Genomic DNA, 13,480 nt, shown 5'->3' with positions numbered 1-13,480 from the left:
ATGCCTGAACTCAGAACGTTCTATCCTGAAATCGAGCCCTATGCGTCCGGCCATCTCGATGTCGGGGATGGGCATGTGATCTATTGGGAGCGGTCGGGCACGCACGGCGCAAAGCCTGCCGTGTTCCTGCATGGCGGGCCGGGCGGCGGGTTTTCGGCGAGCCACCGGCGGCTGTTCGATCCGGCGCTTTATGACGTCATGCTGTTTGATCAGCGCGGGTGCGGCAAGTCCACGCCGCACGCCTCGCTGGAGGCGAACACGACGTGGCACCTGGTGGCGGACATTGAGCGCTTGCGCGAGACGATGGACGTGGAGACGTGGCAGGTATTCGGTGGCTCGTGGGGCTCGACGCTGGCGCTGGCCTATGCCGAGACGCACCCTGGGCGCGTGAGCGAGCTGGTGCTGCGCGGCGTCTACCTCCTGACCAAGGCGGAGATGGACTGGTATTACCAGTTCGGCGTGTCGGAGATGTTCCCGGAGAAATGGGAGCGTTTCCTTGCGCCAATCCAGGAGGCCGAGCGCGGCAACATGATGGCCGCCTATCGCAAGCGCCTGACCAGCGATGACAAGGCCGTGCAGATCGAGGCGGCGCTGGCCTGGAGCCAGTGGGAGGGCCAGACGATTACGCTCTTGCCAGAACCCTCGACCAGCGATGTGTTTGGCGAGGACGAGTTTGCGCTCGCCTTCGCGCGGATCGAGAACCATTATTTCACGCATCGCGGATGGTTGGACGAGGGCCAGTTGCTGCGCGATGCCGACAGACTGAAGGATATTCCGGGCACGATCGTGCACGGACGCTATGACATGCCGTGCCCGGCCCGCTATGCGTGGGCACTGCACAAGGCCTGGCCCAAGGCGGATTTCCACCTGATCGAGGGGGCGGGGCATGCGTATTCGGAGCCAGGCATTCTTGACCAGCTGATCCGCGCGACGGACAAATATGCGGGGAAGGCTTAAAAAAAGCGCACCGTGGCGATTGCGCAGGGAGGTATGCCGCCACGGTGCGTCATGCGCTCGGCCTGGGACAAGGCCGCGGGCAAGGGTCGGAGTGATTCAGAAAACCGCGAGGTGCGGTCTGCCTGTTTTCACTGGTTCAAGTCACTATTGATCGTTTTGGAATCTGAATAGATCGGACATTGCGATGCGCGCTATGCAGCATATTTCTTCTAAGGGAGCGGAGCCGTCAGTGTAAAGCAGGTTCCCGACGTAATATCCCTGACCAGTTCGCCATCGATCTGCCGAGTCATCATTTCAATAAGTCTGGTGCCAAAACCGGCATGACCGGCTTCTGTAATCGTCATCCCGACGCCATCATCCTTTACGACAACAATGATGTCATGGCCGTCGCGTTCGAGGGACACGGAAATCGTGCCCAGCCGGTCTGGGGGGAAGGCGTGGCGCAGCGCATTCATGATGATCTCGTTGACGAGCAGCATGAGCGGGCGCGCAAATATAACAGGCAGGGCGGGCAGCGTCTCGCCGAGATCAAGATGTATCTCGGCCTTGCCCTCACACAGGTCCTGCATCGAATGACACATCCTCTCCATGAGGTGGCTGACATCTAGCAGGCTTTCACCACCGCTTCCCTGCAAGGCGTCGTGAACCATGCTGATGGCACTTACCCTTGATGCTGCGCTGATGAGGGCGTCGCGTAATTCGTCGCTTACACTCCGCCTCGCCTCGGCTTTCAGCAGGCTGGATGCAACTTGAAGGCTGTTCTTTATACGGTGATCTGCTTCACGGAGCAGCGCCTCGAGATGGAGGATCTGTTCATGAGATTTTTCCAGCTCCACCCTTAATTGGCTTAATTGGAATAGTTCTAACTTCCCGATGCGTCCCAACCGCGGCGTTTTAGTGCCGATGGCTCCTGCGGAAATGCCTACTTGCGAATTCGCCCATGAAAAGTGCATTGCTATACCTCCCAATTAACTTTTACGCGTGGGGGGGTGGGTAGTCGGTACGGTAGCGGACTCTTGCTGTTCTTAGTTCGTAAGCGCCTTGTTCGGCGGATATGATATGGGCCTCGAAGTCGGCTTGGTCATGTTGTGAAACGATGGGGCCGGACAATATCCTTAGGATGTTCACCGAACAGGCGGCGGTATTCGCCCGATATGGCTTCATAGCATTCACAAGCGGCGTTCTCGAGGCCGACTCGATCGACGATCGTTATCTTGCCGTGCTGATAACGGATGATGCCTGCCCGCTGCAGGGTGGCGGCTGCCACACTCACAGTGGAGCGCCTTACGCCGAGCATGATCGATATCAGGTCCTGCGTCAGGGATAGTTCCGGCGTGCCGCTGCGGTCATGCGCGCTGAGTAGCCAGCGGGCCAGTCGCTGAGAGAGATCATGATGTGCATTGCAGGCGGCGGTCTGGACAACCTGCGCGTGGAACATATGGAGGTATTTGAGCGTCACGGCCCGAAAAATGGGGCAAGACTCCATGAGGCGGAGGTACTTGCTGGTTCGTATCCTCAAGGCTTCGCCGCCTGTCTGGCACATGGTTTCGCAATAGGATGTCTGCGCGCCGAGCAGCACAGTGCCGCCTGCCACGCCTTCGGAGCCGATCAGTCCCACTTCCAGGGGCTGGCCATCAGACAGGACCGCCATGGCGGAAATGAAGCCGCTTTCAACCAGATAGACATGGTCGATCATTTCACCTGAGCGATGAAGTGTCTGGCCAATTTCAAGCGTCGTGCGCTCGACGGCGGCTGATACCATAGCGTGTTCCCCGAGGGGGAGGCTTGCAAGCAGGCGGTTGCCCGGGTGGGCTTCACTATTGAACATTTACGACTCCAGCAGATAGGCGGGAGCGCGAGCATCTCTCAGTCAACTGAACGCCATAAAGGGCAGCCGATGTACCAATAATGCATGAAAAGCTCGCAGGGGGCCAGATGAACTGAGGTTGAGGTGTGATCAATATCTATTTAGGCGAGATAATATATGACCAGACGGCCTGTAAGCCGGGTTCTGTTCCCCGCGCCCTCTCGGGACATCGGTTCGGCAACCATTCCTCTGCGACAGGCCTCACAGCCTGCCTCTCGCGACACACCCGGGGCGCGGGCTGAAGACATCCCATGTGCGCCCCCTACTTGGTCTTGCTCCAGGCGGGGTTTACCTTGCCAGACCTGTTACCAGGTCCGCGGTGGGCTCTTACCCCACCCTTTCACCCTTACCTGCCACCGAAGCGGCAGGCGGTCTGCTCTCTGTGGCACTTTCCCTCGGCTCGCGCCGGGCGGAAGTTATCCGCCGCCTTGTCTCCCTGGAGCCCGGACTTTCCTCCAATGGCAGGTTACCCCACCACCAGCGGCTGCCCGGCCGTCTGGTCATCGGGCGCATATAGCGGGTAATGCGCCGGAGTTCGAGTCCCGCAGGGCGTTCACCCCTGATCAAAGATCAGGGGCTCGGCCTTGGCGCGGATCAGCTCGACCAGGTCTGCATCCATGTATTTATAGTCGTCCGGGATATCGAGGACGTGCACGGGCTTGTAGGCGACTTCCTGCCGGAACTCGGCCCGCAGGCGGGACTTGTGCTTGTCTTCCATGACAAGGATCAGGTCGGCCCACCGGATGTCGGTGACCGAGATTTTCCGGCGGGCATTGCTGGCCGTGCCGGCCGAGCGCGTGGATACGCCGTCGATGCGCGAGAAGACGGCTTCCCCGGTGGGGCTGCGCCACTGGTTGCGGCTGCATACGAACAGCACTTTCACGGGCTCGCTATCGGTCATCAGCTTCTTCCACTCCTTATGCGGCCAGATCTTTCCGAGCTGGCGGGCACGGTGCAGCTTGTTATGGCGTAAATAGACGAGTTTCCAGTTTTTCTCGGCGAATCCGCGATAGGTAGGCTCGACCTTGCGGTCGCCATGTTTGCGGGCAAGCGCGCGCCGCGCCGCCCGTGAGACGGGATGTGACATGTTTCATTCCTCATATTGTCGGGTCAGCAGCCGCGGCAATAGAGGTTGATCGCTATAAAATAGGCGAAATGGGCTTGTTGCTCAAGTCAGGATCAAGCATGGCCTTAAAGGCCGGATCGGTTCACATTGAGCCTGGCACAAAGCCTGATCGAATCCTCCCGGAGGCCGAATGCGCAAGCTGATAGACCGAATGCCCGTGCCCGAGGCCGTGAAGCACTGGCTGCTGATGCCGCTCTGGTGCGCCATCGTGCGCCTGTCCAAGCCCGAAATCCGTATCGTGACCGGCGGGATCAGCTTCTACGCCCTGTTCTCGATCTTCCCGCTTGTCTATCTGACGGTGACCTTGCTGTTCACCCTGCTGCCGGCCGATCTCAGCCGCCAATTGTCGGACACGATTGACCAGGTGCTGGTCTCGGCCGTGGCGCCGCTGTCGAAGGCGGATCTCGACACGATCCGCAGCATGACCGCGCGGACGCTGACCCTGCAGGCCATCGGCGCGATCATTGTCGTGTTCTACACGGCCAGTTCCGGCGCCAAGGCGGCGATCACCGGCATCCGCATGGTGACGGGCAGCGAGCGGGCGACCAAGATCATCCGCTTCCAGGGCGTTTCGATCCTGATGACGGCACTGCTCATCCTGGCCGTCTGGATCCTCGGCGCGCTGCAGCTGATGGCCTCATTCATCACCGAGAATGAGGGCTATATCGCGTTCGACCTGGCGCAGAGCCTGTCGGACATCGCCTCGCGCCTGTGGCTGGGCAAGGGGCTCGCCTGTTTTGCGATCTTCTACATGATCATCGCGCTGTCGCTGCACGGCCGGATCAAGGGCAACCGGGCCAAGGCCGCCGGCGCGGCGGCGGGGTCTCTGGCCTGGCTGGGCGTGACATGGGCGTTCCACATCTACCTTAAATTCTCGGCGCTGGATTCCTTTTACGGGGCGCTGGCCTCTGTGATCCTTGGCTTCATCTGGCTGTCGGTTTCGGTCTCGGCCCTGCTGCTGGGCGCGGCGCTGGCCGTGGAATGGGCGAGCCGTCTGCCGCGCGAAGGCCTGATTGCCGAGGAAGACGAAGCCGGCGCAGACGGCGCGATTACAATCTGATCTCGCAGATCAGGCCGCGCCAGCGATCAGCCCATAGACATTTGCGATACGTTCCAGCGTTTCCGGATCGGCGGCGCCCGTAATCTGGGCGGACACGTAGCGGCGCTGGAAGGCGCTGATCACAAGGCGGGTGGTTTCGTCATAGGTGCCGTTTGCCTCCAGCCCGTAACCGATTGCGTGAAGCATGTTCTGCAGGTCGCTGACCGCCGGGCCGCTGTCGCCCGGCATGAGCGATGACTCGTCGAGACTGAGCGCGGCGGATGATGGCCAGAGGCCGATGCCGTCTGCGGCAAGCCTCGCCCAAGGGAAATGCTCACCGGGATCGGTCTTGCGCGCCGGGGCGATGTCGGAATGGGCGACAACGCGGCTCGCCGGAATGTCGTGGCGCGACAGGATGCCTTTGCAGAGCGCGATCAGGGCATCGACCTGGACATCCGGATAAGGGGCCAGGGTGCCGTCTATCAGGGGCACATCATGGCCGCCATTGACGATCTCGATGCCGACAGAGCGGGAGTTCAGGTCCGTGTCGCCCTGCCAGACGGAGACGCCGGCGTGCCAGGCGCGCTTGTCTTCGGCGACAAGCTGGGTGATGCGGCCATCTTCCCAAACCATGTAATGGGCCGAGACTTCGGCGCTCGGATCACACATGCGTGTGAGGGCCGCCTCGCCACTTTCCATGCCGGTATAGTGCAGGACCAGCATGTCGACCTTGTGCTTGCGGTCGTTGAAATTGGGGCTGGGGACCTGTTCCACCTGCATCAGCTGTCTCCGGGCCCGATCTTCTTGCCGAGCGCGGCCTCGGGCATGCGGCGATTAGGCCGGATGGCGATGACAAAGACGCCGGAGAGGGAAATGGCGGCGCCGAGGACCAGGCGCGCGGTGATCGGCTCGTTGAGCAGCACGATCCCGAAGATGACGCCCCAGATCGGTGTCATCAGTGTCAAAGGCGAGATCATCGAGACGTCATATCTCTTGAGAAGCGTATAGAAGGCGCCGTGGCCAAAGATGGAGACACCGACAATGGCAAAGAGGCTGGCGAGCCAGACGGGCCAGCCGGCGCCGATATAGCTGCCGATCTGGTTCGACTCGAAGAGATAGGAGAAGAGGAAGAGCGGCAGGAAGCTGAAGAGGCCGACCCAGGCCTGCAGCTGGAGGCCGGTGACCGGGGCCATGCGCTTCATCAGGATGCCGCCCACCGAGCCGATGAATGCCGAGGCGACGATATAGAGCAGGCCCACGGAGATGCCGAAACTGCCCGGATCAAAGGCGATCAGCACGACGCCGGCAAAGGCGAGCATGATGCCGAGGCCGCGCCGCCAGCCGATTGTCTCACCGAGAAAGGCCATGGAGAGGAGGGTGGAGATCGGCACGCCGAGCTGGCCTGTCACGGCAGCAGCCGAGGCCTCCGCTGTGGTGAGGCCAATGAACAGGAGTGCAAAGTTGAGCGAGCCGATCATGAGGGCGATCAGAAAAAGGGTTTTCAGGTCTTCCGGTTTCGGCCGCAGGAACGGGATCAGGAAGAGGGCAACGCCTGTGAAGCGCACAGCCGCAAAGAAGAGCGGCGGCACGCCGACATCGGCCACGACCCAGCGGCTGAGCACGATGTTGAGACCCCAAACGAGGCAAACGGCGAAGAGAAGAATGAAATCACGAAAAGCCATTAGGGCCCGATATCAGGCTTTGGGGGCGAAGGGCAGGGCCTTTTGCCCTGCCCGAATGCATATCAGACGCCCAGCCGGTTGACCGGGATTTTCAGGTAGATCTGGCCGTCATCCTCAGCAGGCGGCAGTGCGCCGCCCCGGATATTCACCTGCAGCGAAGGCAGGATGAGGCGCGGGGCGCCAAGTGTCGCGTCGCGGGCCTGACGCATGGCAACGAAGGTGGCTTCGTCCACGCCGTCATGGACGTGCACATTCGCCGCGTGCTGCTCTGCCACTGTGGTTTCCCAGGCTGGCTTGTCGCGGCCCGCTGGCAGGTAGTCGTGCCCGACAAAGACGCGGGTTTCGGGCGGCAAGTCGAGGATGCGGCGGATCGACTGATAGAGCGTTGCCGCGTCGCCGCCGGGGAAATCTGCCCGGGCTGTGCCATAGTCCGGCATGAAAAGCGTGTCGCCAACGAAGGCCGCGTTGTCGATCAGATAGGTAACGCAGGCTGGCGTGTGGCCGGGCGTATGAAGCACGTTCACGTTCAGCTCGCCGAGCGGGAATGTGTCGCCGTCCTTGAAGAGGGCGTCGAAGGCGCCGCCGTTCGGGCAGACATCGGTTGCATGAAACAGTGCGGAGAAGGCCCGCTGCACTTCGGTGATGCGCGCGCCAATGCCGACCTTGGCGCCTGTCACGTCGCGCACATGGTGGGCAGCTGAGAGGTGGTCGGCATGGGCATGGGTGTCGAGGGCCCAGATGATTTTCAGGCCGCGATCCCTTGCGTCAGCCAGGATGCGATCGACCGAGGCCGTGGAGAGATGCGCGGCATGGGGCTCGTAATCCATGACGGGGTCGATAATGGCGGCCTCCAGTGTTGCCTCATCCCAGGCGAGATAGGTGACGGTGGAGGTGGCGGTGTCGAAATAGGCTTCTGTCTTGAGCATTTTTTGGCTCCTTTCACGAGGGTATATATTAGTTATTGCTAAATTAGCAATAGCTAATATATATGGCCCATGACAATGACTTTCCTCGATCCGGCCCTCTTCAGGGACAAGGCTTCCGAGGCGGCTAGGCTGCTGCGGAGCATGGGTAATGAACACCGTCTGATGATTCTCTGCCGTCTCGGGGCAGGGGAAATGACGGTGAGTGAGTTACAGGGCCATATCGGCCTGTCGCAATCGGCCCTGTCGCAACACCTAGCGGTGCTGCGCGATGAAAATCTCGTGGCGAACCGGCGCGAGGGACAGTCGATCCATTACAGAATTGCCGATCCGGCCGCGATCAAGGTGATCATGACGCTGGCGGCGATCTATTGCCCGGAGATGCTCGATGACCCTGACCGGACTTGACCCCCAAACCGCTGCTGACCGTATCAAAAGCGGTGAGCTGAAACTCGTCGATATACGCGAGGCCGATGAATATGGCCGCGAGCATATTGGCGGGGCCATTTCACTGCCCCTGTCGGGCGTGGATACGGCCGGGCTGACTTTCGCCGGGATCAGCGGCTGGTGCGGCACGGCGCATGTGCTGGCTGTGATGCCGTGGAACCGTAAGGCGGGATCAGTATCATGACCTTCGCCCTCACCCCCGACATCATTATTGCCGCGATCATCAGCGGTGCGATCATCGGCGTGTTCCTCGGCACGTTCGGCGGCGGGGGCTCGGTGCTGGCCGCACCGCTATTGCTCTATGTCGTGGGGGTCAGGGATCCGCATGTGGCCATCGGCACGTCTGCCGCAGCGGTGGCGGCGATTGCGCTGTTCAGCCTGATTGGCCACTGGCGCGGAGGCAATGTGAAATGGCCCTGCGCGATCGTGTTCGCACTGTCGGGCTTTGCCGGATCGATCATCGGTTCCAGTATTGCGAAACAGGTGGACGGAACACAGCTATTGCTGGCCTTCTCGGCGGCGATGGCAGTGATTGCACTGTCCATGTTCCGCAAGCCGGCCTTCGCAGGCAATCCGGATGTGCACCTGACACGGTCCATCATGCTGCGGCTGGCGCCCCTCGGCCTGCTGGTTGGCATGGCGGCCGGTTTCTTCGGGATTGGCGGGGGTTTCCTGATCGTGCCCGGCCTGATGCTGGCAGCAGGGATGACCATGACAAATGCGACAGCTTCCTCGCTCGTCTCCGTTGCCCTTTTCGGGGCGGCAACGTCGGCGAATTATGCCCTGTCCGGCCTCGTTGATGGCCGCCTTGTGTTGCTGTTGCTGCTCGGCGGGGCTGTGGGCGGACTGGTGGGCATCGGGATTTCCCGTCTGCTGAAGTCGCGCGTACGGACGGCCCGGTCGGCCTTTGCGGTCATGATCCTTGTCGTTGCAGCCTATGTTGCGTGGAACGCATGGGGCGCAATGACCGTTTAACCCTGACAAGAACGGCTGCATCGCGTATGCACCGGCTTGCTAAACACGTGCCATGAAGATGATATAGGTGTGGGTTGATGCGGCTGGCTGAGGGATGCAGGCCACGAACCGCAAAGGGAGAAGCTGAATGGGACTGATCTGGTGGATTTTGCCTGCTGTGGCAGGTGTCATTGGCCTGATGCTGCTGTTCGCAGGCTTCGGCAAACTCGCGCAATTGAAGCCCATGGCGGGCGGCGGGCGGCTGTTCTTCGGCGTCGGCTTCCTCGGTATCGCGGGTGTGGTGGCCTTTGCAGGCCTCAACCTGCAGACCTACAAGCGCCTGACCTACGAGCGCGATGTGGCCAATATCAAGTTTGCCGCCGTTCAGGGCGCGCCGGACACGTACAAGGTCGATGTCACTTTTTCCGATGGCCAGAAGCTGCTTGAGGCAACGGGCGCGCAGCCGATCCTGAAGGGCAACCAGTTCGAGATCGGCGCGCAGGTCATCAAGTTCCAGCCTGTGGCGAACATGCTCGGCTATGATTCAATCTACCGCCTTGACTATATCGAAGGACGCGAAGCCAAGCGCTTTTCGTCTGACGCTGTAACGGAGGCGCAGACGAACGGCATCGCCCTGACGCAGAATCCCGGCCTCGACGTGCATGCGCTGGCCGAAAAGGAAGGTCCGCGTTTCGGCATTGATGCGCAATACGGCTCGGCGACCTATCAGCCAATGGGCGACGGGTTCGAATACAATGTGAATATCACGCAGGACGCCCTTGTGGCGCGCCCGACCGAGGCCACCAAGACTCTGATTCAAAAGGGCGCCTATCCGGGCTTCCAGTCGACCGGGGGCAGCGCGCAATGAACCCCTGGGAGCGCTATGTTGTCCCCAACCTGATCGCCTGCGCCTGCGGCACCAAGCCGATCATGAAACAGCGCGAGAAGGTCGTTCCGAAGGCGGAGGGCCGCGTGCTGGAACTCGGCTGCGGGTCGGGCACGAATTTCGCCATGTATGATGCCAGCAAGGTTGAGCATCTCTATGCGCTGGAACCATCGCCCGGCATGCTGGTGAAGGCGCGCCGTGAGGCGGGCGCACTCGGCTTTGGCAACCATATCGAATTCCTGGAGACGGGCGCGGAAGCCATTCCGCTGGAAGATAATTCCGTCGATACGGCTGTCATCACATTCGTTCTTTGCACGATCCCTGACTGGCGCGCTGCACTGGCCGAGACGCGCCGTGTACTGAAGCCCGAGGGACGAATCCTGTTCTCCGAGCATGGCTTGGCGCCGGATGAAAGCGTCGCAAAGTGGCAGCGCCGGATCGAACCTGTCTGGAAGCCCTTGGCAGGTGGATGCCATTTGACGCGCGATGTGGCTGCGCTGTTTACCGAATCCGGTTTCCGGCTGGAGGAGGCAGAAACCATGTACCTGCCATCCACGCCGAAAGTGGCCGGCTTCGTTAGCTGGGGCGCTGCCCGCGCGGCCTGATACACATGCGTATTCCACCCTACCTGCCATATCTTGCAGGGCCGCCGAGTCTCGCGCCCGGCCTTGCCCCCATTGATACCGAACGCTGGCTGGTGCCCGATACCGAGGCGGCTGCCTGGTTGCCGGCCAAGACCGTGCTGATGCGCACGCACCGTGACCTCGTGTTCGCGGATACAGGTATTCCTGCCGTGATTGAGGAACTGGCGGGCGCCGTGCTAGCGGTGACCGGGATGGGCGAGGATATCTGGGAAAGCCCGCTCGAGATGGCAGCGGCGCGGGTTTCGGATGATTTCTGCCTGCTGATGCCCAATGCGGATGGCTTGTGGACCTTGCGCGCCGCGAGCCTCGTTGCGCCGACATTCTGGTCGCTGGCAGACAAGATCGGCGAGCCGCTGACGGGCCTGCACGGGCCGGTGCCGAACGCCAATCCGGGCCTTGTGAACCGCATTGCCCGCATGTTTGACGGCTTGCGACCGGGCCATGTGCTGGAGCGGTTCAACTGGACGGTCCAGGCAGGGTCTTCGCGCTTCACGCCGAGCAGCGAGCCGCTGAAGGCCATGGCCCGCACGGCGCCTGAAGATGCGGCGCTGGAACTGCTGCACCTGCGGGTCGAGCGGCAGACGATTTCCAAACTGCCGGAGACCGGAGCAGTCGTGTTCACCATTCGCGTCTGTATCGACCCGCTGAGCGCTGCCTTGCCGGACGCTGCGCACAGGCAGGCCTTCGAGGCTGCGTGGGATGGCATTGACCCAGCATTGGCTGACTATAAGGGCTGGCCCGATCATGACCGGCTCGTGCGGGCTGCACTGGCGCAGCTTGCCTGACGGCCTCACGGGTGGACGTGAAGGGCAGCGCCGCCTAGATCAGGCGGGCACGGCAATTCCGGAGACAGAGATGAAGTATTGGCTGATGAAGTCCGAACCCGACGCCTGGAGCTGGGAACAGCAGAAGGCCAAAGGCAAGGCGGGCGAGGAATGGTCCGGCATCCGAAACTATACGGCGCGCAATTTCATGCGCGACATGAAGCTGGGTGACCAGGTCTTCTTCTATCATTCCAACAAGGGGCTGGAGGTGGTCGGCATTGCAGAGGTCTGTGCGCTCAGCGCGCCGGACAGCACGACCGATGATGAGCGCTGGGACTGCGTGCATATCCGTGCACTGGCCGACATGCCCAAGCCCGTGACTCTGAAGGATGTGAAAGCGAACCCGAAACTCGAAGAGATGAGCCTCGTGAAATCCTTCCGCCTTTCGGTGCAGCCTGTGCTGGCATCGGAGTGGAAGGAAGTGTGCCGGATGGGCGGGATTGATCCGAAAACGCTGACGCCGGTCTAGGCGCAGGCCAGTTCCATCGCCGTCTCGCAATGGATGCGGGCGCTGTCATAGACGGGGAGGGGACTGTTGGCGGCATTGAGGACAAGGCCGATCTCGGTGCAGCCGAGGATGACGCTGTCCGCGCCGCGCGTGGCCAATGCCCCAACAATCTCGATATAGCGGCGCGTCGTTTCCGGCGTCACGATGCCTTTGACGAGATCGTCGAAGATGATGCGGTGGATGTCGTCACGCTCAGGCGTATCGGGAATCAAGGGCGGCGCGCCGAAAGCCCCGGCGAAATGGTTCGGATAGAAGGGCTCTTCCATTGTGTAGCGCGTGCCGAGCAGGGCGGGGGCGGTGCGGCCGTCGGCGGTGAGGCGGGCGGCCGTCGCGTCCACGATATGCACGAACGGCACTTTGAGAGCTGCCTCCAGCGGCGCAGCAACCTTGTGCATCGTGTTAGTGGCGAGGAGGATGAGGCCTGCGCCCGCCTGTTCGAGGCGCCTGCCGGAAGCGGCGAGTTGGCGGCCTGCTTCGTCCCATTCACCGGCCTGTTGCAGGGCCTGCACCTCGCCGAAGTCGAGCGCATCGATGATAACGCGCGCGCTGGCATTGCCGCCGTAACGGTTGCGGGCAAGCTGGCAGAGGGTTTCGTAATAGATGACCGTCGAGGCTGGCCCCATGCCGCCGATGATGCCGATCGGTTTCATCCGCGATTGCCTTCCTCGAAGCCGGCGAGCGTCCATTCGGCAAACTGGAAGAGATCGCCGCCATTGAACAGGAAGCCTGCCACGCCAGCCGCTTTTGCGGCGTCGATGTCGGTCTGCTTGTCGCCGATCAGGAATGAGGATTCGCGCTTCACGGGAAAGTCCGCCATGGCCTTCAGCAGCATGCCGGGCTTGGGCTTGCGGTCGAAACTGTCGCGCCGGTAGCGCGGGTTTTCGCCTTCGTCATGATAGGGGCAGTAATAGATCCGGTCGATCGCGGCGCCCTGCTCGGCGAGGCGTTCCTGCATCCATTCATGCAGCGTGTGCATGTCATGCTCGGAGTAATAGTCACGGGCGATTCCCGACTGGTTGGTGACGACGAATACGAACCAGCCACGGGCCTTGAAGGCCGCGATTGTCTTGGCCGCGCCTTCAATCCATTCGAAGTCTGCCACCTGGCTGACATAGCCCTTGTCGACGTTGATCACGCCGTCACGGTCGAGGAAGAGGGCAGGACGCTGGGAGGTCATCTTGGCGTTCTTTGCCCGCGCGCAGCCGAACTTGCAACACTTGCCGCTGGGGCGAAACGGCTGGACCTCTCTGCTGAAAAGACGTTGTCTCTATCTAGAGGGGCCGTAAATAGCCTCCAGCAAGACCCATGGGAGGGCAAAACCAATGGAACAATATCTATCGCTTATTCTGAGCGCTGTCGGTGGCGCGGTGCTTGGTCCTATCATTTCAAAGCTGACGGGTGGCAGTAGCGTCGGGGGGATTCTTGGCGGCATCATCGGCGGAATCGCGACGCATTACGGTCTTGATGCAGCGAATGTGCAGTTGCTGGGTGACGCAGCGGCCGGTGCGACCGCGCCGAAGAATATCGTCAACAGCCTGCTGTCAGGCGGGGTGGGTGGCAGTGTGCTTGGCCTGATCGCCGGCATGCTGGTGAAGCGCAGGGCCTAGCGCCCGGGACGCCCTT

The 13,480-nt window shown here is 61.5% G+C and carries 17 protein-coding genes, 1 other RNA gene and 2 pseudogenes; 11 read left to right on the top strand and 9 right to left on the bottom strand.

What is annotated here, in order from left to right:
- Positions 1-957 carry a prolyl aminopeptidase gene (pip, locus tag HY30_RS00730; protein ID WP_034735921.1) on the top strand — a complete coding sequence of 319 codons (957 nt, stop codon included), beginning with the start codon at positions 1-3 and terminating at the stop codon, positions 955-957.
- A gap of 209 nt (positions 958-1,166) precedes the next feature.
- On the opposite strand, the gene HY30_RS00725 is transcribed toward pip, so the two are convergent.
- The 4 genes from HY30_RS00725 to HY30_RS00715 form a co-directional block, all read right to left on the bottom strand.
- Positions 1,167-1,910 (bottom strand): sensor histidine kinase, encoded by a 744-nt coding sequence (locus tag HY30_RS00725; protein ID WP_034735919.1) that lies wholly within the window; start codon positions 1,908-1,910, stop codon positions 1,167-1,169.
- A gap of 128 nt (positions 1,911-2,038) precedes the next feature.
- Positions 2,039-2,785: a Crp/Fnr family transcriptional regulator gene (locus tag HY30_RS00720; RefSeq protein WP_081811988.1), complete on the bottom strand. Its 747-nt coding sequence runs from the start codon at positions 2,783-2,785 to the stop codon at positions 2,039-2,041.
- A 156-nt stretch (positions 2,786-2,941) separates the two neighbouring features.
- Positions 2,942-3,324, bottom strand: an RNA gene (gene rnpB, locus HY30_RS18995) — RNase P RNA component class A.
- A 53-nt stretch (positions 3,325-3,377) separates the two neighbouring features.
- Positions 3,378-3,911, bottom strand: a complete 534-nt coding sequence (locus tag HY30_RS00715; RefSeq protein WP_241765605.1) for a low molecular weight protein tyrosine phosphatase family protein — start codon at positions 3,909-3,911, stop codon at positions 3,378-3,380.
- 169 nt (positions 3,912-4,080) lie between these two features.
- Here HY30_RS00715 and HY30_RS00710 point away from each other — a divergent pair, with 169 nt between their 5' ends.
- A complete protein-coding gene (locus HY30_RS00710; RefSeq protein ID WP_051614564.1) occupies positions 4,081-5,010 on the top strand; it encodes a YhjD/YihY/BrkB family envelope integrity protein in 930 nt (309 codons plus the stop codon).
- A 9-nt stretch (positions 5,011-5,019) separates the two neighbouring features.
- Here the strand turns inward: HY30_RS00710 and HY30_RS00705 are convergent, their stop codons facing one another.
- The 3 genes from HY30_RS00705 to HY30_RS00695 all read right to left on the bottom strand — a co-directional run bounded on the left by HY30_RS00705 (position 5,020) and on the right by HY30_RS00695 (position 7,597).
- The gene (locus tag HY30_RS00705; RefSeq protein ID WP_034735916.1) at positions 5,020-5,769 is read right to left on the bottom strand and encodes an N-acetylmuramoyl-L-alanine amidase; all 750 of its coding nucleotides are present in this window, start codon (positions 5,767-5,769) and stop codon (positions 5,020-5,022) included.
- Complete coding sequence (locus HY30_RS00700) at positions 5,769-6,671, bottom strand: DMT family transporter (RefSeq protein ID WP_034735914.1); 903 nt, start codon at positions 6,669-6,671, stop codon at positions 5,769-5,771. Before HY30_RS00700 ends, HY30_RS00705 begins: the two co-directional genes overlap by 1 nt.
- Before the next feature lie 62 nt (positions 6,672-6,733).
- Positions 6,734-7,597, bottom strand: coding sequence for an MBL fold metallo-hydrolase (locus HY30_RS00695; protein WP_034735912.1), 864 nt, complete (start codon positions 7,595-7,597; stop codon positions 6,734-6,736).
- Between the two features lie 75 nt (positions 7,598-7,672).
- Here HY30_RS00695 and HY30_RS00690 point away from each other — a divergent pair, with 75 nt between their 5' ends.
- The 8 genes and pseudogenes from HY30_RS00690 to HY30_RS00660 all read left to right on the top strand — a co-directional run bounded on the left by HY30_RS00690 (position 7,673) and on the right by HY30_RS00660 (position 11,818).
- Complete coding sequence (locus HY30_RS00690; protein WP_241765604.1) at positions 7,673-8,002, top strand: ArsR/SmtB family transcription factor; 330 nt, start codon at positions 7,673-7,675, stop codon at positions 8,000-8,002.
- Positions 7,983-8,096 (top strand): annotated as a pseudogene (locus tag HY30_RS20630) (rhodanese-like domain-containing protein); the annotation flags it as partial. The gene HY30_RS00690 and the pseudogene HY30_RS20630, both read left to right, overlap by 20 nt.
- A gap of 15 nt (positions 8,097-8,111) precedes the next feature.
- Positions 8,112-8,225 (top strand): annotated as a pseudogene (locus HY30_RS20625) (hypothetical protein); the annotation flags it as partial.
- On the top strand, positions 8,222-9,016 hold the full coding sequence (locus tag HY30_RS00680; protein ID WP_034735905.1) for a sulfite exporter TauE/SafE family protein: 795 nt from the start codon (positions 8,222-8,224) through the stop codon (positions 9,014-9,016). The pseudogene HY30_RS20625 and the gene HY30_RS00680, both read left to right, overlap by 4 nt.
- Before the next feature lie 127 nt (positions 9,017-9,143).
- Positions 9,144-9,863 carry a hypothetical protein gene (locus HY30_RS18915; RefSeq protein WP_051614562.1) on the top strand — a complete coding sequence of 240 codons (720 nt, stop codon included), beginning with the start codon at positions 9,144-9,146 and terminating at the stop codon, positions 9,861-9,863.
- The gene (locus HY30_RS00670; protein ID WP_034735903.1) at positions 9,860-10,486 is read left to right on the top strand and encodes a class I SAM-dependent methyltransferase; all 627 of its coding nucleotides are present in this window, start codon (positions 9,860-9,862) and stop codon (positions 10,484-10,486) included. Before HY30_RS18915 ends, HY30_RS00670 begins: the two co-directional genes overlap by 4 nt.
- 5 nt (positions 10,487-10,491) lie before the next feature.
- Positions 10,492-11,310 carry a heme-dependent oxidative N-demethylase family protein gene (locus HY30_RS00665; RefSeq protein WP_051614560.1) on the top strand — a complete coding sequence of 273 codons (819 nt, stop codon included), beginning with the start codon at positions 10,492-10,494 and terminating at the stop codon, positions 11,308-11,310.
- Between the two features lie 70 nt (positions 11,311-11,380).
- Positions 11,381-11,818, top strand: a complete 438-nt coding sequence (locus tag HY30_RS00660; RefSeq protein ID WP_034735901.1) for an EVE domain-containing protein — start codon at positions 11,381-11,383, stop codon at positions 11,816-11,818.
- Here HY30_RS00660 and HY30_RS00655 read toward each other — a convergent pair.
- The gene (locus HY30_RS00655) at positions 11,815-12,507 is read right to left on the bottom strand and encodes an aspartate/glutamate racemase family protein (protein ID WP_034735899.1); all 693 of its coding nucleotides are present in this window, start codon (positions 12,505-12,507) and stop codon (positions 11,815-11,817) included. The genes HY30_RS00660 and HY30_RS00655 overlap by 4 nt on opposite strands.
- The gene (locus HY30_RS00650; RefSeq protein WP_034735897.1) at positions 12,504-13,034 is read right to left on the bottom strand and encodes a D-glycero-alpha-D-manno-heptose-1,7-bisphosphate 7-phosphatase; all 531 of its coding nucleotides are present in this window, start codon (positions 13,032-13,034) and stop codon (positions 12,504-12,506) included. Before HY30_RS00650 ends, HY30_RS00655 begins: the two co-directional genes overlap by 4 nt.
- Positions 13,035-13,179: 145 nt before the next feature.
- Between HY30_RS00650 and HY30_RS00645 the strand changes: the two genes are divergently transcribed.
- Positions 13,180-13,464 carry a hypothetical protein gene (locus HY30_RS00645; RefSeq protein WP_034735895.1) on the top strand — a complete coding sequence of 95 codons (285 nt, stop codon included), beginning with the start codon at positions 13,180-13,182 and terminating at the stop codon, positions 13,462-13,464.
- Positions 13,465-13,480: the final 16 nt, after the last annotated feature.

It is taken from the genome of Hyphomonas chukchiensis (assembly GCF_000682695.1).
Lineage (GTDB): Bacteria > Pseudomonadota > Alphaproteobacteria > Caulobacterales > Hyphomonadaceae > Hyphomonas > Hyphomonas chukchiensis.
This window is presented reverse-complemented; position numbering and strand designations above follow the sequence as displayed.